This window comes from Prauserella flavalba, assembly GCF_003202235.1.
GTDB lineage: Bacteria > Actinomycetota > Actinomycetes > Mycobacteriales > Pseudonocardiaceae > Prauserella_A > Prauserella_A flavalba.
The window spans coordinates 140,489-165,850 of sequence record NZ_MASU01000017.1 but is presented as its reverse complement, the minus strand read 5'-3'; the positions used below and the strand labels follow the sequence as shown (position 1 = coordinate 165,850).

At 70.6% G+C, this 25,362-nt stretch carries 23 protein-coding genes; 10 read left to right on the top strand and 13 right to left on the bottom strand.

The features are described from left to right. Positions 1-11: 11 nt before the first annotated feature. Entirely contained in the window at positions 12-1,493 is a 1,482-nt protein-coding gene (locus tag BA062_RS34355) for an MFS transporter (RefSeq protein ID WP_110343301.1), read from the bottom strand. Positions 1,494-1,658: 165 nt separating this feature from the next. Between BA062_RS34355 and BA062_RS34350 the strand changes: the two genes are divergently transcribed. The 3 genes from BA062_RS34350 (at position 1,659) to sepH (ending at position 5,236) form a co-directional block, all read left to right on the top strand. Continuing rightward, positions 1,659-3,008 carry a serine hydrolase domain-containing protein gene (locus BA062_RS34350; protein ID WP_110343332.1) on the top strand — a complete coding sequence of 450 codons (1,350 nt, stop codon included), beginning with the start codon at positions 1,659-1,661 and terminating at the stop codon, positions 3,006-3,008. Between the two features lie 12 nt (positions 3,009-3,020). Then, positions 3,021-4,151, top strand: coding sequence for a phosphoserine transaminase (gene serC, locus BA062_RS34345; RefSeq protein ID WP_110343300.1), 1,131 nt, complete (start codon positions 3,021-3,023; stop codon positions 4,149-4,151). 230 nt (positions 4,152-4,381) lie between these two features. Beyond that, positions 4,382-5,236 carry a septation protein SepH gene (gene sepH, locus BA062_RS34340; protein WP_110343299.1) on the top strand — a complete coding sequence of 285 codons (855 nt, stop codon included), beginning with the start codon at positions 4,382-4,384 and terminating at the stop codon, positions 5,234-5,236. A gap of 74 nt (positions 5,237-5,310) precedes the next feature. Here the strand turns inward: sepH and BA062_RS34335 are convergent, their stop codons facing one another. Beyond that, positions 5,311-6,465 (bottom strand): NAD-dependent epimerase/dehydratase family protein, encoded by a 1,155-nt coding sequence (locus BA062_RS34335; protein ID WP_110343298.1) that lies wholly within the window; start codon positions 6,463-6,465, stop codon positions 5,311-5,313. Positions 6,466-6,729: 264 nt separating this feature from the next. On the opposite strand from BA062_RS34335, the gene BA062_RS34330 reads away from it, so the two are divergent. After that, a complete protein-coding gene (locus tag BA062_RS34330) occupies positions 6,730-7,125 on the top strand; it encodes a GtrA family protein (RefSeq protein WP_342768973.1) in 396 nt (131 codons plus the stop codon). Between the two features lie 105 nt (positions 7,126-7,230). On the opposite strand, the gene BA062_RS34325 is transcribed toward BA062_RS34330, so the two are convergent. The 5 genes from BA062_RS34325 to BA062_RS34305 form a co-directional block, all read right to left on the bottom strand. Continuing rightward, a complete protein-coding gene (locus tag BA062_RS34325) occupies positions 7,231-9,507 on the bottom strand; it encodes a glycosyltransferase family 2 protein (protein WP_110343296.1) in 2,277 nt (758 codons plus the stop codon). Continuing rightward, positions 9,508-10,452 (bottom strand): NAD-dependent epimerase/dehydratase family protein, encoded by a 945-nt coding sequence (locus tag BA062_RS34320; RefSeq protein WP_110343295.1) that lies wholly within the window; start codon positions 10,450-10,452, stop codon positions 9,508-9,510. It abuts the gene before it with no gap. Between the two features lie 96 nt (positions 10,453-10,548). Further along, the gene (locus BA062_RS34315; protein ID WP_110343294.1) at positions 10,549-10,884 is read right to left on the bottom strand and encodes an MmcQ/YjbR family DNA-binding protein; all 336 of its coding nucleotides are present in this window, start codon (positions 10,882-10,884) and stop codon (positions 10,549-10,551) included. Between the two features lie 16 nt (positions 10,885-10,900). Beyond that, entirely contained in the window at positions 10,901-11,509 is a 609-nt protein-coding gene (locus BA062_RS34310) for a DUF2537 domain-containing protein (protein ID WP_110343331.1), read from the bottom strand. A 19-nt stretch (positions 11,510-11,528) separates the two neighbouring features. Then, the gene (locus BA062_RS34305; RefSeq protein ID WP_110343293.1) at positions 11,529-12,338 is read right to left on the bottom strand and encodes a TrmH family RNA methyltransferase; all 810 of its coding nucleotides are present in this window, start codon (positions 12,336-12,338) and stop codon (positions 11,529-11,531) included. A gap of 226 nt (positions 12,339-12,564) precedes the next feature. Here BA062_RS34305 and BA062_RS34300 point away from each other — a divergent pair, with 226 nt between their 5' ends. From BA062_RS34300 to BA062_RS34285, 4 genes are all read left to right on the top strand, one after another. Then, positions 12,565-14,061: a glutamate-cysteine ligase family protein gene (locus BA062_RS34300; protein WP_110343292.1), complete on the top strand. Its 1,497-nt coding sequence runs from the start codon at positions 12,565-12,567 to the stop codon at positions 14,059-14,061. Between the two features lie 21 nt (positions 14,062-14,082). Beyond that, positions 14,083-14,694 carry a TetR/AcrR family transcriptional regulator gene (locus BA062_RS34295; protein ID WP_110343291.1) on the top strand — a complete coding sequence of 204 codons (612 nt, stop codon included), beginning with the start codon at positions 14,083-14,085 and terminating at the stop codon, positions 14,692-14,694. A gap of 66 nt (positions 14,695-14,760) precedes the next feature. Continuing rightward, entirely contained in the window at positions 14,761-15,414 is a 654-nt protein-coding gene (locus BA062_RS34290) for a biliverdin-producing heme oxygenase (RefSeq protein WP_110343290.1), read from the top strand. A 141-nt stretch (positions 15,415-15,555) separates the two neighbouring features. After that, the gene (locus BA062_RS34285) at positions 15,556-16,179 is read left to right on the top strand and encodes a superoxide dismutase (RefSeq protein ID WP_110343289.1); all 624 of its coding nucleotides are present in this window, start codon (positions 15,556-15,558) and stop codon (positions 16,177-16,179) included. A gap of 183 nt (positions 16,180-16,362) precedes the next feature. Here BA062_RS34285 and BA062_RS34280 read toward each other — a convergent pair whose 3' ends face one another. The 3 genes from BA062_RS34280 to BA062_RS34270 all read right to left on the bottom strand — a co-directional run bounded on the left by BA062_RS34280 (position 16,363) and on the right by BA062_RS34270 (position 18,991). After that, positions 16,363-17,685, bottom strand: coding sequence for an MFS transporter (locus BA062_RS34280; RefSeq protein WP_245960144.1), 1,323 nt, complete (start codon positions 17,683-17,685; stop codon positions 16,363-16,365). A gap of 36 nt (positions 17,686-17,721) precedes the next feature. Next, positions 17,722-18,156 (bottom strand): MarR family winged helix-turn-helix transcriptional regulator, encoded by a 435-nt coding sequence (locus tag BA062_RS34275; protein WP_110343287.1) that lies wholly within the window; start codon positions 18,154-18,156, stop codon positions 17,722-17,724. 61 nt (positions 18,157-18,217) lie between these two features. After that, positions 18,218-18,991 (bottom strand): isocitrate lyase/PEP mutase family protein, encoded by a 774-nt coding sequence (locus BA062_RS34270; RefSeq protein WP_110343286.1) that lies wholly within the window; start codon positions 18,989-18,991, stop codon positions 18,218-18,220. Between the two features lie 65 nt (positions 18,992-19,056). Here BA062_RS34270 and BA062_RS34265 point away from each other — a divergent pair, with 65 nt between their 5' ends. Then, positions 19,057-19,761 carry an ArsR/SmtB family transcription factor gene (locus tag BA062_RS34265; RefSeq protein ID WP_110343285.1) on the top strand — a complete coding sequence of 235 codons (705 nt, stop codon included), beginning with the start codon at positions 19,057-19,059 and terminating at the stop codon, positions 19,759-19,761. Positions 19,762-19,822: 61 nt separating this feature from the next. Here the strand turns inward: BA062_RS34265 and BA062_RS34260 are convergent, their stop codons facing one another. Then, a complete protein-coding gene (locus tag BA062_RS34260; protein WP_110343330.1) occupies positions 19,823-21,277 on the bottom strand; it encodes an NCS2 family permease in 1,455 nt (484 codons plus the stop codon). Between the two features lie 44 nt (positions 21,278-21,321). Between BA062_RS34260 and BA062_RS34255 the strand changes: the two genes are divergently transcribed. Continuing rightward, complete coding sequence (locus BA062_RS34255) at positions 21,322-21,594, top strand: DUF2530 domain-containing protein (protein ID WP_110343284.1); 273 nt, start codon at positions 21,322-21,324, stop codon at positions 21,592-21,594. Positions 21,595-21,728: 134 nt separating this feature from the next. Here BA062_RS34255 and BA062_RS34250 read toward each other — a convergent pair whose 3' ends face one another. Both BA062_RS34250 and BA062_RS34245 read right to left on the bottom strand, forming a co-directional pair. Then, on the bottom strand, positions 21,729-24,563 hold the full coding sequence (locus tag BA062_RS34250) for a sacsin N-terminal ATP-binding-like domain-containing protein (protein ID WP_110343283.1): 2,835 nt from the start codon (positions 24,561-24,563) through the stop codon (positions 21,729-21,731). Next, positions 24,544-25,323 (bottom strand): DUF3027 domain-containing protein, encoded by a 780-nt coding sequence (locus BA062_RS34245; protein ID WP_110343282.1) that lies wholly within the window; start codon positions 25,321-25,323, stop codon positions 24,544-24,546. The genes BA062_RS34250 and BA062_RS34245 overlap by 20 nt, the downstream gene beginning before the upstream one ends. Between the last annotated feature and the right edge of the window lie 39 nt (positions 25,324-25,362).

Here is a 25,362-nt window from a genome sequence, read left to right as displayed (position 1 = left end):
TAGACAATTTGTCAATAGCGGCGTCGCCTCCACAGCACGCTGCCCCAGGTCCACACGGTGTCGACCACGAAGACGTAGCACCAGATCCGGCTCACATCCCGCAGCCAGTGCCCGGTGGAGTTCACGAACCAGCCGGGGTCGTGCGGGCCGCCGAACACCGCCTCGATCGGCCAGCCGTAGCCGAGCACCGCGAACACCGTCTGCGCGAGCACGAACACGCCGGCGTGCACGTACCAGTTGCGCAGACCGGACCCCTCGGACTCCCTGGGTTCCTTCGGTTTCCCGGGCTCCGGTTCCGGTTCGGGCTCGGGTTCCGGCTCGGGCGAGGGCTCCGCCGGGTACTCCGCCACGCCGAGCGCGCGCACCGCGGGCCGCACGAGCACCGCACCCGCCAGCAGCAGCGCCCCCGCACCGAGACACGCGGCCTGCCACCCGTTGCCGGCCGAGTAGAGCAGCCCGGCCGCGAACGTGCCGACGGTCGCACCCAGCAGCGTCGCGCTCTCGTAGATGCCCATCCCCCGGCCCAGGCTCACCCCCGCCGCCTCGGCCACGATCGACTGCTGCACCGGGATCGCCGCCGCGAACGCCACCGCCGAGAGCACCCATATCCCCGCGAGCACGAACGGGTTCGGCGCGAACGACAGGCCCGCCGCGAACCCCGCGCTGCACACCAGCGCCGCCGACAGCACCAGCGTCCTGCCCATCCGGCGCACGATGCGGTGCAGGTAGTCCGGCAGCGTGCTGTAGACGATGAACCCCGGCAGGAACACCGCCGCGATCTCGCTCAGCTCCAGTTCGTGCCCGCGTTGCAGGTGCAGCAGCAACAGCAACGCGACGCCCGCCTCGGCCAGCGCCGTCAGCGCCACGAGCCCGAGCACCGGCCGCATGCGCCTGCCGAGGTCGGCCAGCTTCGGCGCCTGCTCCGCGGTGACCGCGCGCTGCCCCGACGGCACCAGCAGCACCGCGGCCGCCATCCCGCACGCGGCCGCGCCGAGCCAGAACACACCCCGGTAGTCGATGCGCGACACGAGCGTCATCGCGACGACGAACGCGATCCACGTCCCCGCGCCCTCCGCGGCGAACAGTTTGCTGAACACGCCGCTGTCATCGGCGAGGCCCTCGCCGACCCGCGCCCGCAGCGCGACCCAGAACAGCGCCCCGCCCGCACCGCCGAGCACGGCCGCCCCGAAAGCCGGCCCGATCCCCGGCGTCACCGCGTACCCGGCGAACGACAGTCCATAGAGGACGGCGCCGAGCGCGGCGAGCCTGCCCCGGTCGAACCGGTCGGCCAGCACCCCCGACACCGGCCGCACCAGCAGCGACACGAGCGTCTCCAGCGCGGTCAGCGCACCGACCTGCGCGGGCGTGGCCCCGAGCGCGCTACCCGCCCACAGCGGCAGGAAGAAGTCGAGCACCTCCACCGGCCCGCGTGCGAGCGCCGCCGCGAGCTCGTTCCGTTCCCTGCGCCGCTTCGCGGCTCCTGTCGCCACCATCGGACCCCCGTTTCCCCGACAGCGAGCGTAGGAAGGGCCACGGCGCGAGACGTCATCCTTTCGACGGACACCCGGTTCCACCCACCCGACCGCAGTGAAGGCCACCTTCACTGCGTTGAACGCAGTGAAGGTGGCCTTCACTGCGGGCTGGCTAACATGGCCGCCATGCTCCCTACCACCGAACTCGTCCTCCTCCGCCGGATCGCCACCGAGCAGGTGAGCGGTCGCGCACCGTCGCTGGCCGCCGCGGTGGTGCGCGACGGCGAGATCGTGTGGTCGGGAGCGCGGGGCACCGTCGACGGCACCCCTCCCGACAACGCCACGCAGTACCGCATCGGCTCGATCACCAAGTCGCTCGTCGCCACCGTGGTGCTGCGGCTGCGCGACGAGGGCAGGCTCGACCTCGCCGACCCGCTCGACAAGCACGTGCCCGGCACGAGCTTCGGCGGCTCCACGATCGCGCAGCTGCTGTCCCACACCAGCGGGCTGACGTCCGAGTCGCCCGGCGCGTGGTGGGAGCGCTCGCCCGGCGGCACGTGGACCGACCTGAGCGCGAGCCTCACCGCTGACGAGGTCAAGCACCGCCCCGGCCGCCGGTTCCACTACTCCAACGTCGGGTACGGCACGCTCGGCGAGCTGGTCGCCCGGGTGCGCGGCACGAGCTGGCTCGACGCGCTGCGCGCCGAGGTGCTCGAACCGCTCGGGATGACCAACACGACCGCGGCACCCGAGGGCAGGCACGCGCGGGGCTGCGCGGTGCACCCCTTCGCCGACGTGGTGCTGCCCGAGCCCGCGTACGACGCCGGGGCGATGGCACCGGCCGGGCAGCTCTGGTCGTGCCTCGACGACCTCGCGAGGTTCACGGCGTTCGTCGGCGGGCGCACCGGCGACGTGCTGAGCCAGGACACCGTGGCTGAGATGCGCGAGGTGGCCACGGTCGACGACGGCGACGTGTGGAACGCGGGCTACGGACTCGGCCTGCAGCTCATCCGCGTCAACGGCAAGCGGCTGGCCGGGCACACCGGGTCGATGCCCGGCTTCCTCGCGTGCACGCTGATCGACCCGGCGACCCAGACCGGCGCGGTCGCCTTCGCCAACACCACCTCGGGCGTCGGAATCCTCTCGCTCGTCACCGACCTCATCTCGATCGCCGACGACTACGAGCCGCCGCTGCCCGCCGAGTGGACGCCCGCCGACATCGACCGCTCGCTGCTCCCGCTCACCGGACTCTGGCACTGGGGCCCGACGCCGTACCACCTGCGGGTGCTAGGCAACGGCTGGCTCGACCTCGTCCCGGCGACCGGCGCGGGCCGCGCCTCGCGGTTCCGCCCGCTCGGCGACGACCGCTGGCTCGGGCTCGACGGCTACTACGCGGGCGAGACCCTCGTGGTCGGCAGGGCCTCCGACGGCACGCCGACCCACCTCGACCTGGCGACGTTCGTGTTCACGCGCACCCCATACGACCCAGCCGCACCGGTGCCCGGCGGCGTGGACGAGGCCGGCTGGCGGGCGTGACAGACTACGGGCATGACCGAAGCCGCTGAGTTGACCCTTCCCGCAGAGCTCAAGCCCTCCGACGGCCGGTTCGGGTGCGGACCGTCCAAGGTCCGCCAGGAGCAGCTCGCCAACCTCGCCAAAGAGGGCGCGAACGTCCTCGGCACGTCCCATCGGCAGAAGCCGGTCAAGTCCCTCGTCGGCAGAGTGCGCGCCGGCCTGACGGACCTGTTCGGCCTGCCCGAGGGCTACGAGGTGGTGCTCGGCAACGGCGGCACGACGGCGTTCTGGGACGCGGCCGCCTTCGGTCTCGTGCGTGAGCGTGCGCAGCACTTCACCTACGGCGAGTTCTCCTCGAAGTTCGCGACCGTGACGAACAAGGCGCCGTTCCTCGGCGAGTCGATCGTCGTGAAGGGCGAGCCCGGCAGCGCGCCCGAGATCGCCTACCAGCAGGGCGCGGACCTCGTCGGCTGGGCGCACAACGAGACCTCGACCGGTGTGGCCGTTCCGGTGCGGCGGCCCGAGGGGAGCGAGGGCGCGCTCGTCGCCATCGACGCGACGTCGGGTGCTGGCGGCCTGCCGGTGAAGGCCGAGGACTTCGACGTCTACTACTTCGCGCCGCAGAAGTCGTTCGCCTCGGACGGCGGGCTGTGGATCGCGCTCATGTCGCCTGCCGCGATCGAGCGCGTCGGCGAGATCGGCTCGTCCGACCGCTGGGTGCCGGAGTTCCTCTCACTCCCCACCGCCCTGGACAACTCGCGCAAGGACCAGACATACAACACGCCGGCCGTCGCGACGCTGTTCCTCCTCGTCGACCAGATCGAGTGGATGCTGGCGAACGGCGGGCTCGACTGGACCACCTCGCGCACAAGGGAATCGTCCAGCCGACTGTACGAGTGGGCCGAGAAGACGAGCTACACCACGCCGTTCGTGACCGACCCCTCGCTGCGCTCGCAGGTCGTCGGCACCGTCGACTTCTCTGACGACATCGACGCGGCCGCCGTGGCGAAGACGTTGCGCGCCAACGGGATCGTCGACGTGGAGCCGTACCGCAAGCTGGGCCGCAACCAGCTGCGCGTCGGCATGTTCCCCGCCATCGAGCCGGACGACATCACCGCGTTGACCAAGTGCGTCGACTGGGTCGTGGAGCACCTCGCCAAGTAGGCGATTCCCTTGCAGTGAAGGCCACCATGCCTGCGCCCAAACGGAGACGCTGCGCGCCGCTGTGTTGATTCAACGCAGTGAAGGTGGCCTTCACTGCGTCTGTGGGGCGCTTGTGGCGGCGAGAATCACTGAGATGGATGTGCTCGGGACTCGGCGCGCCTCGCCGGTCAAGGCGACGCGCCGTTCTACCGTGGACACCTATCACGGTGAACGCGCTATGGGAGGCGGGAATGCGAACGCTACGGGTGGTGGGGCTGCACGAGGACGGTAAGTCCATCGTGTGCGAAGACCCGGCCCGCCGCGAGCGTTTCCTCCTGCCTGCGGACGAACGGCTGCGCGCGGCCGCCCGCGGCGACATCACCCGCCTCGGCCAGATCGAGATCGAGCTGGAGAGCCACATGCGACCACGCGAAATTCAGGCCCGGATCAGGGCAGGCGAGTCGGTGGAGCAGGTCGCCAATGCCGCCGGAGTGCCGCTCCAGCGCGTCGAGCGCTTCGCCTACCCGGTGCTGCTGGAGCGGTCCCGCACCGCCGAACTCGCCCAGCAGGCACACCCGGTGCGCGAGGACGGCCCCGACGTGCAGACGCTCGGCGAGGTCGTCGCGTACTCGTTCGGCGTGCGCGGGCAGGACTACTCGCAGTCGACGTGGGACTCGTGGCGCGGCGAGGACGGCCGCTGGATCGTCGGCCTGCACTGGATGGCGGGCCGGTCGGAGAACCGTGCGCACTGGGCGTTCTCGCCCGGCGCGCACGGCGGCACGGTGACCGCGATCGACGAGCTCGCCGAGGCACTGCTGGACCCGAACTCCTACCGCGTGCCGAGGGCCGTGGAGCGCCCCGACGACGAGCAGCCCATGTTCGACTACCGCGAGGACACCGGGGCGAAGGTCATCGAGGCGCCGATTCCGGAGCCCAGCGACGACGACACCACGGAGATGCCGAGGGTTCAGGCCGGGGAAGAGCCGGACGCGCTGCTGCCGGAGCCCGCGCCCCAGGCCCGCCAAAAGCCCAAGCGGAAAAAGAATCACCCCGCGGTGCCGGCCTGGGAGGACGTCCTGCTGGGCGTCCGCAGCCAGCGGGGATAACGACGCCAGAAACACCCAAGGCCACCTTTGTTGCGTTGAACGCGACAAAGGTGGCCTTGGGGAGCGTCAGGCGATCAGCTGTTCTTCGGGCTGGCCCACTTGACCTTGGGCAGCATGTTCTCCATGTTCACCCGGTGCTTGTTCTCCTCGACGATGGGGAACAGCGACTCGATGAGGGTGTCGGAGAGCAGGTGCGGCTTGAGGCCCAGCTCGATCAGACCGGTGTGCTTGACGTTGTAGTAGTGCTCCGCCAGCTCCCAGCGCGGGTTCTCCAGGTAGTCGATCTGGACCGGACCGGGGAAGGTCTCGGCCACCAGCTCGGCCACGCCCTTGACCGAGAAGCTCTCCGTCATCTGGTTGAACACGCGGAACTCACCGCGGTCGGCCGGGTTCTCCACCGCGAGGCGCAGGCACTCGACCGTGTCGCGGATGTCCAGCATGCCGCGAGTCTGACCGCCCTTGCCGTACACGGTGAGCGGCTGGCCGAGCACGGCCTGAATCACGAAGCGGTTCAGCACGGTGCCGAACACGGCGTCGTAGTCGAGGCGGGTCGCCAGGCGCGGGTCGCGCAGCGTCTGCTCGGTCTGCTGCCCGTACACCACACCCTGGTTCAGGTCGGTGGCGCGCATGCCCCAGATCCGGCAGCCGAACTCGATGTTGTGCGAGTCGTGAACCTTGGACAGGTGGTAGAACGAGCCCGGCTTCTTCGGGTAGAGCATCCGGTCCTTGCGACCGTTGTGCTCGATCTCGATCCAACCCTCTTCAATGTCGATGTTCGGCGTGCCGTACTCACCCATCGTCCCGAGCTTCACCAGGTGAATCTCGGGGTTGATCTCGGCGATGGCGTACATGACGTTGAGGTTGCCGACAACGTTGTTGTACTGCGTGTAGACCGCGTGCTCACGGTCGATCATCGAGTACGGTGCCGCCCGCTGCTCGGCAAAGTGGACGATCGCGTCCGGCTGGAACTCGCGGACCATCTGGTACACGAAGTCCGCGTCGACAAGGTCACCCACGTACATGGGCATCTCCTTGCCGGAAACTTCCTTCCACGCCGCCACGCGGACGCTCAGGTCCTCGATGGCGACCAGGCTCTGGGAGCCCAGCTCTTCGTCATACTTCCTGCGGGCGAAGTTATCGGCCACAGCAACCTCATGGCCACGGTCCGAGAGGTGAAGCGCCGTCGGCCACCCCAGATATCCGTCACCACCGAGAACGAGGACTCGCACGACTCGACTTCCTCCAGATCGTTACCTGACCGTGTACCGGATTTGATCTCCGGCACCCCCGGCCTCTTGTCCGGTCCACCTTGTCTTAATAACGGGCTGACATCAACCCGCCGTAAGAATAAGGACGCTGTTGCGACCACCCGAAAGGCGGTTGGCACAATGGGGTGTGTGAGCACCGTAACCGCAACCGCGCCCAAGCCGCCGCAGCCGCACGCTGGCCAGCCGCGGTTCATCGCTCGCCTGGTCAGAGCAGGTGCCAGCTCCGTGCTGGCCACCGCAGCCAGCCAGGTCACCCTGATCGGACTGCTGTGGTGGGGCGCGAGTCCCACGGCCGCCAGCGCGGTCGCCTTCGTGGCGGGCGCTATCCCCAACTGGTTCGTCGCCCGGCGCTGGGCCTGGGGTCGCAAGGGCAAGCCCGACGTCAAGCGGGAACTGATGCCCTACCTGGTCGTCATCGGCCTCGGTGCGGCGGCCTCGGTCGGTCTCACCACCCTCGCCGGCATGATCACCGAGCCGCTTGAGATCTCCGGCTTCACGCGCATCGTGGTGCTCGACGTCGCCTACCTCAGCAGCTACGCGATCGTCTTCGCGTTCAAGTTCGCGCTGCTCGACCGGCTCGTCTACCGCGGCGGCAACGTCCAGGTGGCCGCGTCCCGCTAAGAAAACCCGCTGCAAAAAAAAGCAGCCTCAGTTCTACGAGAACGGCCCCAGACTCCATTCGGGAGTCTGGGGCCGTTCTCGTCGTTACGGCTGCGAGCGGGACGCTCAGGCCGTTTCGCGTGCGTCCGTGGGTGTCCGCACCGGCTGGGGCAGCGCGGCCCGCCGCTTGCCGCCCCTCAGCACGTACTCGCGCAGCCAGGTACCGGTCATGACCCTGGCGTAGTTGGCGCCGTACTTGAGGCTGCGGCCCTTCTTGCTCTGGCCGTTGTTGCGCAGGTGCATGGTCATCGGCACCTCGAGCACGCGCGCGCCCCTGGCCATCACGCCGAGCAGCAGCTCGGACGACTGGTACTGCGGTTCCCGCAAGGTCACCGACCTGGCAAGCTCCGCGCTCATCGCGCGGAACCCGAAAGAAGTGTCCGTTATCTTCCGCATTGTCAGAATCGAGGCGAGCACAGCGAACACGCGAACACCGAGCCAGCGGACCTTGCTGTCGTACTGGCCCGTGCCGAGCCTGCGGGAGCCCGTCACGAAGTCGGCGGTGCCGTCGAGCAGCGGCTTGACGAGCATCGGCATCTCGGCGTTGTCGTACTGACCGTCTGCGTCGGTGGTGACGATGTACTTGGCGCCGTACTCGGCCGCGAGGTGGTAACCGAGCCGCAGCGCGCCACCCTGGCCGCGGTTGCGCGGGGCGACGCACACGTACGCGCCGTTGTCCTCGGCCACCTCGGCGGTGTTGTCGGTCGCGCCGTCCACCACGACCAGCGTGGAGACCGGCAGGTCGCCGCAGTGGGTCGGCATGTTCCGCAGCACCGGGCCGATGCCCTTGGCCTCGTTGTAGGCCGCGATCACCACGACGAGCGGGGTCAGCGGCGCGTCGCCGTAACGGGCCCGGAAGTCGGCGACGGCACCGTCGTCGACCTCGTCGGGGTAGTCGGCCATCTTCGGCCTGCGGCCCCCGGTGCCCGGATCACGCTTGGCGAGCCCGAACATCGCGGCGAGGCCGAGCACACCGCCGAGGGGCAGCAGCACCAGCGCGGGCAGCTGGTAGCGCCACGAGAACTCGAACGCGGCGGAGCCGAGCAGGATGATGAGCCCGCTGCCCGTGGCGAGGAAGGCCGCGGCGCGCAGGCCCGACCTGCGGGCCTTGCCGACGCCGAGCGCGCCGAGCAGACCCAGCACCCCGGCGAGAGCCAGGACGGGACCCCACGTGTAACCGCCGCCCAGCTGGTACTCGCGCAGGAACGAGGCCAGCTCGACGTTCACACTCGGCAGCACTCCGTCGTAGGCAAGCGTCGTCGCGTTGTAGATTTGCACGCTTTCTGCCCCAATGTCGTGATACGGGTAGATTGTCTGAAATTGCCAGCGTTCGACTGGCACATCATTCGGGGCCGTCGTCTTGACCGGCGCGAAGTTCTTCGAGAAGTCATGAAGGATAGCCGTCACGAAATCGACCGGTTGATTCCGGATGACCGTCCACGCGAACTCGTCGGCCAGCTCCTGTTTGGTGCGGTCGTCGGGCAGCGGCACGTAGGGCCAGTTCGGGTCCCCGTACCGGAAGTGCGTGTAGTAGTCGATGCTGAGCCGCTCGTCCAGCGGCTCAGGGGGACAGAAGATCAGCAGGCCAGCGTCGCCGGCAGGCAGCTGGCTGCAGTCGGCGATCGCGGCGGTGCGCCCGTAGAGGACGTTGCCCTGCGCGCCGGTCAGCCCCCACCGGCCCGCCTGCGAGTGGAAGTACGCGGCGTAGGCGACGAGCGGGATCACGAACCCGAGCGCCCCGGCGAGGATCCGCACGCCGATGCGCTTCCAGCCCGCGCGAGTGCGCCAGGCACCGCCCGCCAGCACCAGGTACACCGCCATCGGCAGCACGACCGTGATGCCGATGGTCCGCGTGAGCACCGCGGCCGCGACCAGCACGGCTGCCAGCGCCACCCGCCACCACTTCGGCTCACCGCGCGACAGCAACAGCCAGAGAGCACCGACGAGGAGGGCCTGGAACCAGACCTCCGACATGACGTTCTCTTCGATCTGGAGCTGGTAGGCGTCCAGCAGCACGGGCGCGGCCACGATCGCGGCGAGCCAGGTGCGGGAGGTGTAGCGAAGGGTGAGCGAGTACAGCGTCAGCGCGATCAGCACGCCGACGACGTGCTGCACGGCCGCGACGAACCCGAACCCGCCGAGCGAAAGGAGTCCCTTGAGGACGACCGTGTAGCCGAGCGGGTTCAGGTCGGTCGGGCGCAGCGCCTCGAGGTTGTCGAGGTAGCGGAACGTGTCGATGTAGAGCAGCGCGGGCTGGTACGCGAGCCACGTCAGCACACGGAGGGTGATGCCGCCCGCGAGCAGGAGGAGCAGGAGCCAGTGGCGGCGCAGGAACCCGGTCACTCAGCGCACTTTCTGCCTGTCGTGGTCGAGGAAGTACTGCCAGGTGGCAGCCAGGCCGGCCTTGAGGTCGTAGGCGGGCGCGTAGCCGATGGTGTCGGCGCTGCGCGAGATGTCGACGACCACGGCGGGCATCTCCCCGCCCGGTGCCGGGATGTGCTCGACCGGGATCGGGCAGCCGGTGACCTCACGAACCGTCTCGATCAGGTCGAGCACGGACACGGACCGGCCCGCGCCGACGATCGCCCTGCCGACGTGGCCCGAGTCGAACGCGAGCAGGATGCCGCGCACGACGTCGTCGAGGAACACCAGGTCGCGGCGCTGCTCACCGGTGCCGTAGACCTTCACGCCCGAGTCGGTCAGCGCTGCGCGCATGAGGCGCGGCACGAAGCTGTCCTTGTGGGACATCCCGGGCCCGTAGACGTTGGTGAAGCGCAGCGCGCACGTGGTCATGCCGTAGGCGCCCGCGTAGCCGGACATGAGCATCTCGCAGGCCGCCTTGGTGGCGCCGTACGGCGTGAGCGGGGCCAGCGCGAGGTCCTCGGTGATCGTGTTCGTGCCCACGTCGCCGACCACGGCGTTGGTGGAGGCGAGGATGAACTTCGGGACGCCGTGCATCCGCGCGAGCTCGAGCAGCTCGTGGGTGATCGCGACGTTCTCCGAGTAGGTCTTGGCCGGCATCTCCCTCGACTTCAGCACCGAGGTGATGGCCGCGAGGTGGACGATGCCGTCCGTGCCGGGCAGGATGGCCCGCTCCCGGATCGCCGGATCTGCGAGGTCGCCCTGGATGTGCGTGACGCCCTCGTCCTCCACGGTCCCCGGTTCGCGGTCGACAACGGTGACGCGGGCACCGCGCTGGCGAAACGCCGCCACCAGAGCACGCCCGATGAAGCCGCTACCGCCCGTAACCACGACATTGCACACGTCTGGTGTGATCGACGAAGCCATGGCCGCCAAACTACCTGTCGCCCGAATGGAGCCTTTCAGGGTGTTCCATATTACGTTGCCGACCTGGAGAAACCCGCTATTGCTCCAACTGGGCCACTAACCCTTCGGAGCAACTTGGCGGTAGGCGTCGGTAACCAGTTCGGTGATCTCGGTCCAGTCGACGGTCACGTCCAGCCACACCCCGAGCCAGCCCCGGTGGCCGACGTAGGGCGGCCGGAAGAACCGGCCGGGATCGTGCGCGACGAGCGCCTCCTGCGTGCCCGGCTGCGCGGCACACCAGAAGGCCACGCGGTCGTCGTGGTGGTGGTCGGCGTACATGACGAACGTCTTGCGGTCCCGCACGAACCACGTCGGCTCGCCGTGACTGAGCCGCTCCGTGGTCTCCGGGAGCGAGAGGCAGATCGCCCGCAGCCGTTCCAACGGATCCGTCATGTCCGGATTGTGCCCGTCAGAACACGATGATCAGTACCCCGATCCAGGACAGCGCGACACCGGACGCGACGCCGAGCACCACCCAGCGCAGGATCGGCAGCTTGCGCGCCAGCCACAGCGACGGGGCGAGGCCCGCGCTGACCACGAGCGCGGCCACCAGCCCGACCCACTCCGTGGTCTCCGTGGCGAGCGTGCTCACCAGCGCGAGCATCGCCACGATCACGAAGACACCGAGGAACAGCGCCACGACGAGACCGGTGCCCCACGGGGTCCGCTCGTCGATGCCCGGCCGCGAGCCGATCAGCCGCGTCAGCCGGGACGCCTGTGGCGGCCCCGGCTCGCGCTCGGGGGCGGGCACCACGAGCGTCCGGCCGGTCACCGGGTCCCGGTAGCTCACCGAGACGCCCAGCGACTCCGCGACGCGGCCGGCGAGCTGCCTGCCCCGGCGAGCCACCACGTCGCCGCCCTCGCCGCTGCCCGTCCTGCGCACGGCGGAGGCCACGCGTGCCCATTCGTGCAGCGCGTCGGCGAGTTCGGCGTCGAGCGCGAGCGAACGCGGGTCCACCTCGAGCTCGTTGTCGCCGCCTGCCAGCATCGCCCGGTCGCCCCGCACCCGGAGCTCCACCTCGGCGCCCCCCGCCACCTCAACCCCGCCCTGTCACCTCGTAGAACGCCACGGCCGCCGCGGTGGCGATGTTGAGCGAGTCCACTCCGCCCGCCATCGGGATCCGCACTGCCAGGTCGGCCGAGGCGAGCGCCTGCTCCGAGAGCCCGTGCCCCTCGGAACCCAGCATGAGCGCCACCCGCTCGCCCGCGACCGACGGCAGTTTAGTGAGTTCGACGGCGCCGGGCCTCGGGGTCAGCGCCGCGATCGGGAAACCGTGCTCCCGCACGACCTCGAGCGCCCCCGGCCAGTCGTCGAGCCTGGTGAACGGCACTCGCAGCACGTGTCCCATCGACACGCGCACGCTGCGCCGGTACAGCGGATCGGCGCAGCCGGGGCCGAGCAGCACGCCGTCGACGCCCAGCGCGGCGGCGTTGCGGAAGAGCGAGCCGAGGTTCTCGTGGTCACCGACGCCCTCCAACACCGCGAGCACGCGCGCCCCGGCGAGGACCTCCGTGAGCGGCGGCTGCGGCACGCGGTCGGCGACGGCGAGCACGCCGCGGTTGAGGTGGAAGCCTACGACCTCGGCCATCGTGTCGGCCGAGGTCACGTAGGCGGGCGCGGTGACGTCCGCGAGGTCGTCGGCGAGTTCGGCGAAACGCCGTTCGACACCGAGGAGGGCCCGTACCCGGTACCGGGACTCGAGAAGCCTGCGGACGACGACGGTGCCCTCGGCGATCACGAGACCACGGCCGCCCGGCCGGTCGGGCCTGCGGTCGGCGGTCGTGAGATCACGGAACTCGTCGAGCCGCCCGTCGGCGGGATCATCGAGATAGATCAACGGCGCCACCTGCCGAGTCTCCCATCCGCCGCACGCCGGGGCGTCGGTGCTCCGAATGCTGGGTACTTCTTTGGTGCGAACAGGTGTTGCTTGCGCTCCGTTAGCAGGAGGTGACGGACGGCACTAGTTTGGCCGCTAGCTCCGGCCCCCCTCATATGCCAACGTTTTCGCCTGGCAGGGACAACGCCGGGGCGTTTCGGGGAGCCGTGGCCGGAGTGGAAAAAAGGGATACGCCATGGGCAAGGACGTGTCACCGGACTCCTTCAACCCACGGGACAGGGGGCGATACCGCCGCAAGATGCAGCGCTGTCTCGACACCCTGGCACGGATGCTCGCGGAGGGCAGTTTCTCCTTTCCCCGCAAGCACATCGGACTCGAGGTGGAGCTGAACCTGGTCGACGCGGCGATGCGCCCTTCGATGTCGAACGCCGCCGTGCTCGAAGCGCTGGACGACCCGTCGTTCACCACGGAGCTCTCGCAGCACAACCTGGAACTGAACGTGCCGCCGCGGCCGCTCGACGGCGACTCGGCGTTGCAGCTGGAGGACGACCTGCACGCCTACCTCGGCATGGCCGGCGCCAAGGCCGAGGAGACCGGGGCACACCTGGCCGTGATCGGCATCCTGCCGACGCTGAGCAACGAGCACTTCGACCAGAAATGGCTCACCAACAGCGCCCGCTACTCACTGCTGAACGACCGGATCCTCGCCGCGCGCGGCGAGCACACTCTGCTCTCGCTGGAGGGCACCGGACTGCCGGGGCAGCAACCGGAGCGACTGCGCAGCTACGCCGAGTCGATCCTGCCCGAGGCGGCGTGCACGTCGGTCCAGCTGCACCTGCAGGTGGCGCCCGAGGAGTTCGCCGCGCACTGGAACGCCGCGCAGTGCCTGGCGGGCGTGCAGGTGGCGCTCGGCGCCAACTCCCCGTTCCTGCTCGGCAAGGCGCTGTGGCAGGAGACCCGCATCCCGCTGTTCCTCCAGGCCACCGACACACGCCCGGAGGAGCTGAAGAACCAGGGCGTGCGCCCGAGGGTGTGGTTCGGCGAACGCTGGATCACGTCCATCTTCGACCTGTTCGAGGAGAATGTCCGCTACTTCCCCGGGCTGCTGCCGGAGACCGACGACGAGGAGCCGATGGAGGCGCTGGAGTCGGGGCTCGCGCCGAAGCTCTCCGAGCTGCGCCTGCACAACGGCACCGTGTGGCGATGGAACCGGCCGGTGTACGACGTCGTGGACGGCAAGCCGCACCTGCGCGTCGAGAACCGTGTCCTGCCCGCGGGGCCGACGGTGCTCGACATGATGGCCAACGCGGCGTTCTTCTACGGCGCGCAGCGCGCGCTCGCCGAACAGGAACGGCCCGTGTGGACGCAGATGTCGTTCCAGGCCGCCGAGGAGAACCTGTACGCGGGCGCGCGCAACGGCTTCGACGCCCAGCTGTACTGGCCCGGCATCGGCTGGCTGCCGCCGGACGAGCTGGCGCTGCGCGTGCTGCTCCCGCTCGCCAGGGAGGGGCTGCGCAACTCGGACGTCTCCGACGCCGCGGCCGACCGCTACCTCGGGGTGATCGAGCGCCGCTGCGTCACCAAGCGCACGGGCGCGGCGTGGCAGCGCGAGACCGTGGCGAACGCGCAGTCCAGGGGGATGGACCGCGACACGGCGCTGGCCATGATGCTCGAGAGGTACCTCGAGCTGGCGAAAGCGGGCGAGCCCGTGCACGCGTGGCCGGTAACCTGACCTCTCACGGGAGGTGCGCGGATGCCCAAGATCATCGGTGGCTCGCTGCACGAGCATCGCGAGCAGGTCCGCACGAGGGTGTTCGACGCGCTGCGCAACCAGCTGTACGACCGCGGGTTCGACGCGATCACGCTGGCCGGGGTCGCCGCGGAGGCGGGCGTCGGGCGCACGGCGATCTACAACCACTTCCCCGACAAGGAGCACCTGCTCGTCGCGTTCGTGGAGCAGGAGGCCGCGCAGTACGTGACGCGGCTCGCCGAGGCCGTGGCCGCCGCGCCGGATCCGGTGGAGAAGCTGGCGACGTTCGTGCGGCTCCAGCTGCGCTCGCTCGCCGACCACCATCTGCCGCCGGGCAGCACACTGGCGTCGGCGCTCGCGCCGTCGTCGTACCGCCGGATCGCGGCGCACGCCGACCCGATCACCGACGAGCTGCGCGGCATCCTGGCCGAGGGCGTCGCGAGCGGGGTGTTCCCCGAGCAGGACCCCGCGATCGTCGTCCCCATGATCACCGGGGCGCTGGGCGCGCGGCAGGTGGTGGACGTGCCCGCGGACGAGCTCGGGGGCGCGATCGACACCGCGGTGGCGTTCATCCTGCGCGCGGTCGGAGTAAAACCCGCTGGTAACCAGAAATAAGGGTAGCCTAACCACCAGGTTTCGCCTACGCTCTTTCTGACAGGGTGTCAGAACGAGGAGGGCGTAATGACGGTGACGGCGTTCTCGCAGACGTTGCGCGAGTCCACCAAGCAGGTGCATGACCGCGCACACGGCTCGGTCTACATGGGCGCCCTGCTCGACGGCGGGCTGAGCCTGGAGGGCTACACCCGCCTCGCCGCCCAGTACTACTTCATCTACTCGACCCTCGAAGCGGCGTCCGACGCGATGGCGGGCGACCCGGTCGGCGCGCCCTTCGTGATCGACGAACTGCGCCGCACGCCCGCGCTGGTGGCCGACCTGGAGTTCCTGGCCGGGCCGAACTGGCGGGCCGAGATCGAGCCCGTGCCCGCCACCGAGGAGTACGTGCGCAGGCTGCGCTCGGTCGCGTTCGACTGGGCGGGCGGCTACGTCGCGCACCACTACACGCGTTACCTCGGCGACCTGGCGGGCGGGCAGGTGGTGGGCTCACTGCTCAAGCGCACCTACGGCGTCACCGGCCCCGGCGCACTGTTCTACGACTTCGGCACCCTCGGCAGCCCATCGGCGTTCCGCAAGCGCTACCGCGCGCTGCTCGACGAGGCGCCCTGGGACGAGGCCGAGCGACAGCGCGTCGTCGACGAGACGCTGACGGCGTTCGAGCTCAACATCGCCGTGCTGGCCGACCTCGCCCGTACGATCGAGGACCACCGGGCCGCGTGAGCGTCGTAACACCCTCTTGACCTCCAGTTAGCTCGACATAGCAAGGTCAACAGGGAGCGGCCCGGTTAGCCAGCGCATCGGCAGGCTACTAGGTTTGCAACCTGAAGGACTTGTGTCGAAAGCACGGAAGAAGGAGGGCTAATGCCCACGTACGAGCTCCCCGATCTCGACTACGACTACGGCGCCCTCGAGCCGCACATCTCGGGTGAGATCAACGAGCTGCACCACAGCAAGCACCACCAGACGTACGTGAACGGCGCGAACCAGACCCTCGAGAAGCTCGCCGCCGCGCGGGACGCCAACGACTTCGGCTCGATCGTCGGCCTCGAGACCACGCTCGCGTTCAACCTCGCCGGTCACGCCAACCACGTCGTGTGGTGGAAGATCCTCTCCCCGAACGGTGGTGACAAGCCGACGGGCGAGCTGGCCGCGGCGATCGACGACGCGTTCGGCTCCTTCGACAAGTTCAAGGCGCAGTTCACCGCCGTCTGCACCACGATCCAGGGCAACGGCTGGGGTGCGCTGTCGTGGGACCCGATCGGCAAGACGCTGATCACGCAGCAGCTGCGCGACCACCACAACAACCTCATCCTGCCGACCACGCCGATCCTGCTGGTCGACGTGTGGGAGCACGCGTTCTACCTGCAGTACAAGAACGTGAAGCCGGACTACGTCAACGCCCTGTGGAACATCTTCGACTGGGCTGAGATCGGCAAGCGCTTCGAGGACGCCAAGGCCGGCCGCAACGGCCTGCTCCTCCCCTGACGCAGAGGACCTGACGCTCCCCAAGGCCACCTTTGTTGCGTTGAGCGCAACAAAGGTGGCCTTGGGGGCAGTTTGAATACAGGTGCAGACGGGAACGGGGCCCCGGGTCGGTGTCGCCGACCCGGGGCCCCGTCCGTTCCCGAACTGACTGCCGCTCCCACCACGAAGCGGACATGTATGAGGTTAGCCTAACCTCATCCCGCTCCGCAAGGGGGTCCGCCGCGCACGGTAGAGGACCACCGCGCACACCACCACCGCGAGCGCCGCGATCGCCCCGCCGAGGTAGAACGGCGAGCGCCCGCCGAACGTCTCCGCCATCCACCCCGTCATCGGCCCGCCGGCGGGGTTGCCGCCCATTAGCACCAGCACGTACAGGCCCATCACGCGGCCCCGCATCTGCGGGCTGACCGACGTCTGCACGAGCGCGTTGGCCGTGTTGAGGAACGTGATCGTCGCGAACCCCAGCGGCACCAGCGCGAGCCCGAACGCCAGGTACGTGGGCATGAACGCCGTCCCGAACTCGATCGCCCCGAGCGCGAACGCCGACAGCAGCAGCACGCGCACGCTCGGCTTGCGCCTGCTTCCCCTGCGGGCCGAGGCCAGCGCACCCGTGAAGGTGCCCACCGCGAGCAGGGTGGAGAGCATGCCGTAGCCGTCGGCCTCGGTCCCGAAGACGTTGCCCGCCACGATCGCGAGCGACGTGAAGAACGTGATGCCGAACGTGCTCACGAAGAACACGAGCACCATCACCGTCATCAGGTCCGAGCGTCCGCGCACGTAGCGAAGGCCCTCGCGCAACTGCCCCTTCCCGCGTGCGACGGCAGGACCGCGGAAGAGCTGGTCGCCCTTCATCAGCGCGAGCCCGGCGATCACGGCCAGGGTGCTCACCGCGTTGGCGAGGAACAACCAGCCGGTGCCGACGGCGACGATCGCGAACCCGGCGATGGCGGGCCCGACGATCCTGGCCATGTTGAAGATCGACGAGTTGAGCGCGACGGCGTTGGCCACCTGGTTCTTGCCGACCATCTCGGCGACGAACGACTGCCGCGTCGGCACCTCCAGCGCCGAGAGGATGCCGAGCACGAAACAGAGCAGGTACACGTGCCACAGCACGGCTACGTCGGTGAGCACCAGCACGCCGAGCATGACGGCCTGCACGAGCGTGCCCGTCTGGATGGCGATGAGCAGCTTGCGCTTGTCGACGCGGTCGGCGAGCACCCCGGCCCACAGCGAGAGCAGCAGGGTGGGCGTGAACTGCAGCGCGACCGCGATGCCGAGCGCGACCGGGTCGTTGCCGCTCAGCGTGAACACGAGCCAGTCCTGCGCGATGCGCTGCATCCACGTGCCGACGTTGGAGATGATCTGGCCGGAGAAGAACAGCCGGTAGTTGCGCACGCGCAGGGACGCGAACATGCCATTGCGCGGTTTGTCCGGTGGGGCGGTTACGGCAGGTGGGGTAACGGGTTCTGGAACAGGTGTCTGAGCTGTGCTACCCGTGATGCTCACGCCGTGTTGTCGCCTCCCGCGACGAGGGTGGGGGCGTCAGCCGTGGCCCGCCATCCTGTCGATGATCTCGGCGGCTCTGGAGAGCACCTCGCGCTCCTCGCCGCTCAGTTCCGCCAATTTTCCGTCCAGCCAGGCCTCACGCGCGGAAATCGTCGCGTGCACGTACTCGAGCCCCTTGTCGGTGATCGCCACGATCGCCTGGCGGCCATCGGTGGGGTGCGGGGTGCGCTCCACGTAGGTCAGTTCCTCGAGCGCCGCGATCACCCGCGTCATCGACGGGGGCTGCACGCCTTCCTTCGCGGCCAGCTGACCCGGGGTCATCGCGCCGCACTTGTGCAAAGTGGACAGCGCGGAGATCTGGGTCAGCGAGAGGTCCTCGCTGGTTCGTTGTGCCCGTAGCCTGCGGTTCAACCGCACGACCGCGAGCCGCAGGTGGCTCGCCAGCGACCGGTCGTGAGCAGGGTCGGACACATCCTTAGCATACCTTACGATCTCGCCGGACCTGCGCCGATGGTGAGCAAGGCAACCACTATCACCCGATCAGCCGCTGTACGTCGGCGTACGAGAGCACCTCGCGGGGCGGAGCACCGCCGTCGCGGATCGCCACGGCCGCGTCCACCGTCGCCTGCAGGGCCGTACGAAACAGCAGCGAGCCGGTGCTGATCCGCCGCACGCCCAGCGCGCCCAGCTCCGCCACCGAGGGACCGCCGGGCAGGTAGAGCACGTTGAGCGGAAGGTCCACGCCCTCGGCCACGGCCGCCACGTCCGGCAACCGCCCCGGCACGAAGATCCCGTCGGCCCCGGCACCGGCGTACCGCCGGGCGCGGTCGAGCGTGGGCGCGAGCGAGCCGGTGTCGACGCCGAGCCAGTGGGTGTCCACGCGGGCGTTGACGAACAGCGAGGGCACGCGCTCCTTGATGGCCGCGATCAGTTCGGCCTGCGTGTCCGGCTCGGCGAGCGAGCCCTGACCCCGTCCGTCCTCGATGTTGACGCCCACGACGCCCGCGTCGGCCAGCTCCTGCGCCAGGTCGGCGACCTCGCCGGGGTCGTCGCTGAACCCGCCCTCGATGTCCACCGTGAGCAGGCACGGCAACGGGGCGAGCAGCCGCGCCAGCGCCACCGTCTGCTCGCGGGTACGGCCCTCGCCGTCGGGAAGCCCGTGCGTGGCGGCGACGCCGAGGCTCGTCGTGCCGATGGCGGGAAAACCGGCCGCGACCAGCGCGGCGGCGCCCGCGTGGTCCCAGGCGTTGGGCAGCAGCAGCGGCTCGGCGCGATGGTGCAGGTAGTGGAAGGCCGTGGTGCTCATGCCCTCACGGTAGGAGCGGGACTCTTCGGTGCGAGCCGAACCGTCGGCGGCGCAGAATCGTGGTCATGTCCCGCTCGTCCGACCTCGCCGCGCTGGCCCGGCTACTCGCCGACGACACGCGTGCCCGGTTCTGCCTCGCGCTGCTCGACGGGCGCGCGTGGACCGCCGGTGAGCTGGCCGCGCTCGCGGGCGTCAGCGCGTCGACGGCGAGCGAGCATCTCGGCAAGCTGGTCGGCGGCGGGCTGCTCGTCGAGCGCAGGCAGGGCAGGCACCGCTACGTCCAGCTGGCAGGCCCGAGGGTCGCCGAGCTGCTCGAGGGGCTCGTCGCCCACCCGGAGCCGGTAAGGGAGCGCCCGGTCTCACTGCGCATGTCGCGGGTGTCGGCCGCGCTCGCGCGAGGCCGAACCTGCTACGACCACCTCGCCGGGAGACTGGGCGTCGCGATCACCGACGCGCTCGCCGGCCGCGGCCTGCTCGACACGAGCGCCGGGTTCGCGCTGACCGGCGAGGGCGTGGACTGGCTGACGGGCCCGCTCGGCGTCCCGCCCGAGGACCTGCGGAGCAGCCGCAGGCCACTCGCGAAGGCGTGTCTCGACTGGACGGAGCGCCGCTCGCACCTGGCCGGCCTCGCGGGCGCCCGCATCTGCGACCGCCTGCTGGCGAACGGCTGGGTCAAGCGCGTCGGCACCCACCGCGCGGTCGCCGTCACCCCGGCGGGCACCGAAGCCCTGCGAACCCTCCTCGCCCTGGACGTCACCCGACTGCAGTGAAGGCCACCATGCCTGCGTTCAACGCAGTGAAGGTGGCCTTCACTGCAGTCGGGCCACGGCCTCAGCTGAGCGCGGCCTGGATCGGACCGATCGCGAAGTAGACGACGAACGCGACCGAGACGACCCACATGAGCGGGTGGACCGTGCGCGCGCGGCCCGTCGCGGCCTGCAGCACCACGTAGCTCACGAACCCGGCGCCGATGCCGTTGGCGATCGAGTACGTGAACGGCATGACCACGATCGTCAGGAACGCGGGCAGTGCGACGGTGAAGTCCCGGAAGTCGATCTCGGTGATCTGCCGGATCATCAGCGCACCCACCACCACGAGCGCGGGCGCCGCCGCCTCGATGGGCACCACCTCGTAGAGCGGCGTGAAGAACATCGCGGCGATGAACAGCAGGCCGGTCACCACGTTCGCGAGGCCCGTCCGCGCCCCCTCGGCGATCCCCGAGGCCGACTCGACGTAGACAGTGTTCGAGCTCGCCGAGGCCGCCCCACCGGCGACGGCGCCGAGCGAGTCGATGAACAGGCCCTTGCCGACGTTGGGCAGCTGGCCGTCCTTGTCGGCCAGGCCCGCCTCGCGGCCGAGGCCGGTCATGGTGCCGATCGTGTCGAAGAAGTCGGTGAGCACGAGGCTGAACACGAGCAGCGCCGCGGTGATCGCGGGAACCTGCACCCAGGCGTCGAAGTTGACCTCGCCGAGCAGCGAGAGGTCGGGGATGCCGAAGACGTCGTCGGGCAGCGCAGGGTAGCCGAGGTTCCAGCCCGTGGCGATCTCGCCGTTCGAGGGTCCCGCGTTGACGATCGCCTCGACGACGATCGCCAGCACCGTGCCGAAGAGCACGCCCAGCAGGATCGCGCCCTTGACGCCCCGCGCCACCAGGATCGCCATGACCACGAGCGTCACCACGAACACGGCCGTGGGCCACGACGCGATGGACCCGTTGATGCCGAGCTGCACCGGCGTGCCCGAGCCCGGCGTGACGAACCCTGCGTCCACGAGGCCGATCAGGGCGATGAAGAGCCCGATGCCGACGGCGATGCCGACCTTGAGCGGTGGCGGAACCGCGTTGAACACCATCTTGCGCACGCCGGTGACCACGAGCAGCAGCACGACGAGACCGTTGACGAGCACGAGGCCCATCGCGGCGGCCCACGTCATCTGCGGCGCGATCGTGTACGCGACGAGCGCGTTGATGCCGAGCCCCGCGGCCAGCGCGAACGGGAAGTTCGCGACCACGCCCATCAGGATCGTCAGCACCCCGGCGACGAGCGCCGTCACAGCCGCGACCTGCGGGACGCCGAGAATGGCCCCGGTCGCGTCGGTCTTCGCGCCCGGCCCCTCGGCGCTGAAGCTGCCGAGGATCAGCGGGTTGAGCACGATGATGTAGGCCATGGTCACGAACGTGACCAGCCCGCCGCGCACCTCCCTGCCGACCGTCGAGCCGCGCTCACTGATCTTGAAGAAGCTGTCGAGCGGCTTCGCCGTCGGCTTCTCGGTGCTCGTCCGTGCCATCGTCACCTGCCTCCAGTCGTACCGGCAGCGGTAGCCTGTCCCACGTGGACGAAGCCAGCAACTCCCCGGGTGTTACGGGTCAGTTTCGCCCGCCGCCGGACCTGCCGAAGGTGCTGGTGGGTCTCTGGGCGCCCGTGATCACAGGGACAGTGATCTGGCTCATCGCGTTCGTGGCCATGCTGGTCGCCGGCGTCGACGGCGACTGGCTGTGGACCGCGCTGGCGGGCGCGGGCCTCGGCTGCGTCGGCTTCGTCATCATCGCCTGGCAGTCCGCGGCCTCCCGCCGCGGCTCCCGCGGAGCCCAGCGCGACCTCTGACCGACCGCAGTGAAGGCCACCATGCCTGCGTGGAATCGGCACAGCGGCGCGCAGCGTCTCCGTTTGGGTGGTGGTGGGAGACGGGCGCCCGCAGTGAAGGTGGCCTTCACTGCGGGCGAGTGGGCGGGTGGGCGCTAGGTGAGGAGGGTGCGCGGGTCGGGGTCGTCGAGCAGGGCCTCGATCGTGCGGCGCTGAGCCCAGCGGTCCGCGGCCCACGCGAACGCTTTCGCGAGCCCCGCCGCGGTGTCCGCGGCGTGCAGTGCGCCGTCGAACCACCACGGCACCGCACTGGCGCCCACGGTCAGCTTCTCGTGCACGAACACACCGCCGTTCGGCGGCTCGGCGCCGAGCAGGTCGGCGACCTCGCCGATCGCGGTCAGGTCCCGCCACGCGGCGAACTCGCCCTCGCTCGTCACCTCGGCCGTCGTGACGTCACCGGCCAGCGGCAGGTCGAACAGCTCGGCCAGCGCGGGGGCCTCGGCGTAGCCGGGCAGCGCGACGAGCCGGTTCGGCTGCCACGCAGCCGCCAGCCACGGCGCGTCGAGCACGGCCACGTCCGCCGCGTCGGCGACGGAGCCGTCGAGCACCCGCACGCGTGCGGGCGGATCGAGCTCCTCGGCGTACTCCGGCGGCACGCCCGCCAGCGCCGCGTGCGCCCTGAGCACGAGCCCCGGCGACAGCACGCGGTCCGGGTCGGCGAGCCGCGCGCACAGGTCCTCCGCGTCCTCGGCTCCGCGCGGCGTCAGGTCGCGGCGCACGCCGAGCGCCTCCAGCAAATCGACGGGCAGCCCGACGTCGGGCACCGGCTCGTACAACCCCGCCAGGTGCGCGGCCTCGGGTAGCCGCCACTCGCCGGGCGCGCGGTCGGCGAGCAGCGCCGCGCGCGCGAGCCACCATCGCGTGTGCCCCTCGGGCTCGCTCAGCGCGCGCCACGTCTCCGGCCTCGCGGCAAGCAACCGCACCGTGGCGGGCCACGCGTCGTCGGCGACCAGGTCGAGGTCACGCACGGCGAGCACGCGCGAGGGCGGCGTGTCGCGAGAGTCCCACCACTCGTCCTCGTCGGGCAGGTCGTGGTCGGGTCCGGCGGGCTCCTCGTCGTCGACGACCGGGAACGTGTCGAGCACGCCGACGCCCGTCAGCACGTCCTGCGGCCAGCGCCGGGCGAATCCGGTGTCCAGCACGTCGAGCGGCGCGTCCTCGCCGAGCGCCTCGGGATCGAGCACCTCCAGCAGCGGCGACTCCGGCAGCACCAGCTCGTCGGCCCGCCGCCAGCCGTCCCTCGCGGGCAGCGCGAGGGCGCCGAGGTCCTCGCCGGAGGTCCCGCCCGCCAGGCGCAGCACGGTCTCCACGAGCGGCAGAACGTCCACTCCGGACAGTGCGTCCTCGACGCTGCGCTCCACGGCGTCCCGCAGCGCGGGCGCGGCCAGCAGGTCGCCGGGCCCGGCACGCGTGGCGCCGAGCCGCTGCAGCAGCGGGTGCACGGCCTCGGGATGGACGATGTGCAGGCCGACGATGTCGGCGTCGGCGAGTGGCTCGGGGTCGTCCACCAGCAGCGCGCCCCTCGGCCCCGGCACCGTGCGGCCGTCGGCGAGCGGCACGGGCAGCGCGCCCAGCTCGCCGGGGGCGATCGCGTGCCGCTCGACTGCGTCGAACAGCGCGGCGTAGAGCGCGTGCCACCACGACGGTTCACGCGTGCTGCCGGTGACCGCCTCGACCAGCTCGGCGACGCCCACGGTGCTCGCACCCACGCTCGCGAGGATCTTCGCGGCCTCGGGTCCGCACAGTGGCGCGGCGACGAGGCCGGGCAGCACGTCGGCGAGCAGGTCGGCCAGCCGGGGCTCGTCGGTGCCGAGCACGCGAGCCCGCTCGCCGGGCAGCTCGGCGCCCGATGCGGCGGGCAGCCAGGATTCCCCCGCGAGCCTTCGCGTCACCAGCTCCCTCAGCTCGGTGTCCACTTCGGACAGCGGGAACCCTGCTCGTGGAACGAGGGCGAGCCGGTGCGCGGGCGCCACGCTCCGGACGAGCCCGGGGTACGCCCGTGCCGCGGCGGCGAGCGCATCCCGGGTGGCGGCGCCGGCGAGCACCCGGCGGCGCGACGGCTCCACCGGCACCGAGGCCAGCAGGCGGGCGGGCAGCGAAAGACGCTCGTCGGTGGGCGTCGGCGTGTGCAGCACGTCCTGCTCGACCGGCCGCGGCGCCCCGTCGGTGTCCACCGGAACCGCCCACACGCAGCCGTCTCCTGCGTGCGTCAGCCAGCGCGTGTGCCGCCCGTCCGGCGCGGTCAGCTCCACGACGCCGCCCTCGGCGGACCGCCGCCACACCTCGCCGTCGACGTCGACCTCCGCGAGCCACGGCAACGCCAGCAGCAGATCCGGCACCTCGGCACGGATGCGGTCGAGGAGGTCGGCGGGGCCCGCACCAAGGGCACTGCGCAACGGCAGGCGCACCTCGGTGTCGAAACCGGACGGCGGCGGGGGTTCGTCGGCCGACACCGGCCACGGCAACCGCAGGATCGGCACGGTGCCCTCGCGCCCTGACTCCGCGCGCGTGCGTTCCTCGGAGAAGGCGACCCCGCCGGTCCGCGACACCACGCGCGGCGCCGGCGTCACCGCGAGCACCGCGGCGAACCCGACCCCGAACCGGCCGACCGCGCCCTCGCGCTTGCCCGACGCCCGCAGCGACGCGAGCGCGGCGACGCCCTCGGCGTCCAGCGGAGCACCGGTGTTCGCGACGCGCAGCTCACCGTCCACAACGGAGACCCGGACCCGCCCCGGTTCGCCGGAGGCGGCGGCCGCGTCGGCGGCGTTCTGGGCCAGCTCGACGAACAGGCGATCGCGGTAGCCGCCCGCCCTCAGGTCCTGCTCGGCGTTGGTGTCCTCGGTGAACCTCGTCGGCGAGTCCCGCCAGGCCCGCAGGACCGACGAACGCAGCGCGCCCGTCGCGAAGGGGTCAGGACTCGGCTGGCTCACCGGCCGCCGGTTCCATGTCGAGCAGGGAGTCGTCGTAGACGAGCTCGGCGACCGGCACCGACGACGTCACCTCCACCTCGACCTCGGAATGCGCGCCGCAGCCGTACTCGGCGTGCACCACGTGCCCGTCGGCCGGCGAGATCTCGTTGCCGCACACGCCGAAGGCCGCGCGCAGCGAGCCGCCAAGCTGGAGGTAGAAGCCGCACGTGCCGCACACGTCGGGGGCGCTGCGCGCCATGTCGGAGCGCGGCCCGAACTCGCTCCGGTGCCACCGGGTCGCCGCCTCCTCGCGGCCGTAGCGCGACAGCACCCGCACCCGGCCGAGACCCAGCTCGTGCGCCGTCTCCTCCACCTCGGGGTCGTCGGAGTCGAGGTAGGCGGGCGCGAGCCGCAGGTCGTCGGCGTCGGTCGGGAAGATGTCGCCGACCCCGAGGTCACCGGGACGCACGCGGTGCTCCCACGGCACCCACCGGGGGGCCACCAGCGCATCAGGGCCCGGCCGCAGCACGACCTCGCTGACCGTCACCGGCTCGTCGACCCCGGCCGTGGCCACGGTCACCGACCAGCGCCAGCCCCGGTACCCGGCGAGCTTGGAGTCGAACAGGTGGGTCGCCGACACGGCGTCCTCGTGCTCGACGGCGACGTGCTCGCCGACGTGCTCCGCTCCCGCGTCGAGCACGGCGGCCTCACGCGCCAGCTCGACCGCATCGACCAGCTTCTGGCGAATCGCGCCGTCGTCGAGGGTGAGCAGCAGGGTCATAAGCACCAATTGTGCAGCACGTAACCCAGCGCGTTCGTG

Coding starts and splice junctions, on each gene's coding strand:
- BA062_RS34315 (WP_110343294.1), bottom strand. CDS start 10,884: ATGACGGATCCGTTGGAACGGCTGCGGGCGATCTGCCTCTCGCTCCCG.
- sepH (WP_110343299.1), top strand. CDS start 4,382: ATGCGAACGCTACGGGTGGTGGGGCTGCACGAGGACGGTAAGTCCATC.
- BA062_RS34295 (WP_110343291.1), top strand. CDS start 14,083: ATGCCCAAGATCATCGGTGGCTCGCTGCACGAGCATCGCGAGCAGGTC.
- serC (WP_110343300.1), top strand. CDS start 3,021: ATGACCGAAGCCGCTGAGTTGACCCTTCCCGCAGAGCTCAAGCCCTCC.
- BA062_RS34320 (WP_110343295.1), bottom strand. CDS start 10,452: ATGGCTTCGTCGATCACACCAGACGTGTGCAATGTCGTGGTTACGGGC.
- BA062_RS34260 (WP_110343330.1), bottom strand. CDS start 21,277: ATGGCACGGACGAGCACCGAGAAGCCGACGGCGAAGCCGCTCGACAGC.
- BA062_RS34285 (WP_110343289.1), top strand. CDS start 15,556: ATGCCCACGTACGAGCTCCCCGATCTCGACTACGACTACGGCGCCCTC.
- BA062_RS34270 (WP_110343286.1), bottom strand. CDS start 18,991: ATGAGCACCACGGCCTTCCACTACCTGCACCATCGCGCCGAGCCGCTG.
- BA062_RS34290 (WP_110343290.1), top strand. CDS start 14,761: ATGACGGTGACGGCGTTCTCGCAGACGTTGCGCGAGTCCACCAAGCAG.
- BA062_RS34350 (WP_110343332.1), top strand. CDS start 1,659: ATGCTCCCTACCACCGAACTCGTCCTCCTCCGCCGGATCGCCACCGAG.
- BA062_RS34355 (WP_110343301.1), bottom strand. CDS start 1,493: ATGGTGGCGACAGGAGCCGCGAAGCGGCGCAGGGAACGGAACGAGCTC.
- BA062_RS34300 (WP_110343292.1), top strand. CDS start 12,565: ATGGGCAAGGACGTGTCACCGGACTCCTTCAACCCACGGGACAGGGGG.
- BA062_RS34265 (WP_110343285.1), top strand. CDS start 19,057: ATGTCCCGCTCGTCCGACCTCGCCGCGCTGGCCCGGCTACTCGCCGAC.
- BA062_RS34245 (WP_110343282.1), bottom strand. CDS start 25,323: ATGACCCTGCTGCTCACCCTCGACGACGGCGCGATTCGCCAGAAGCTG.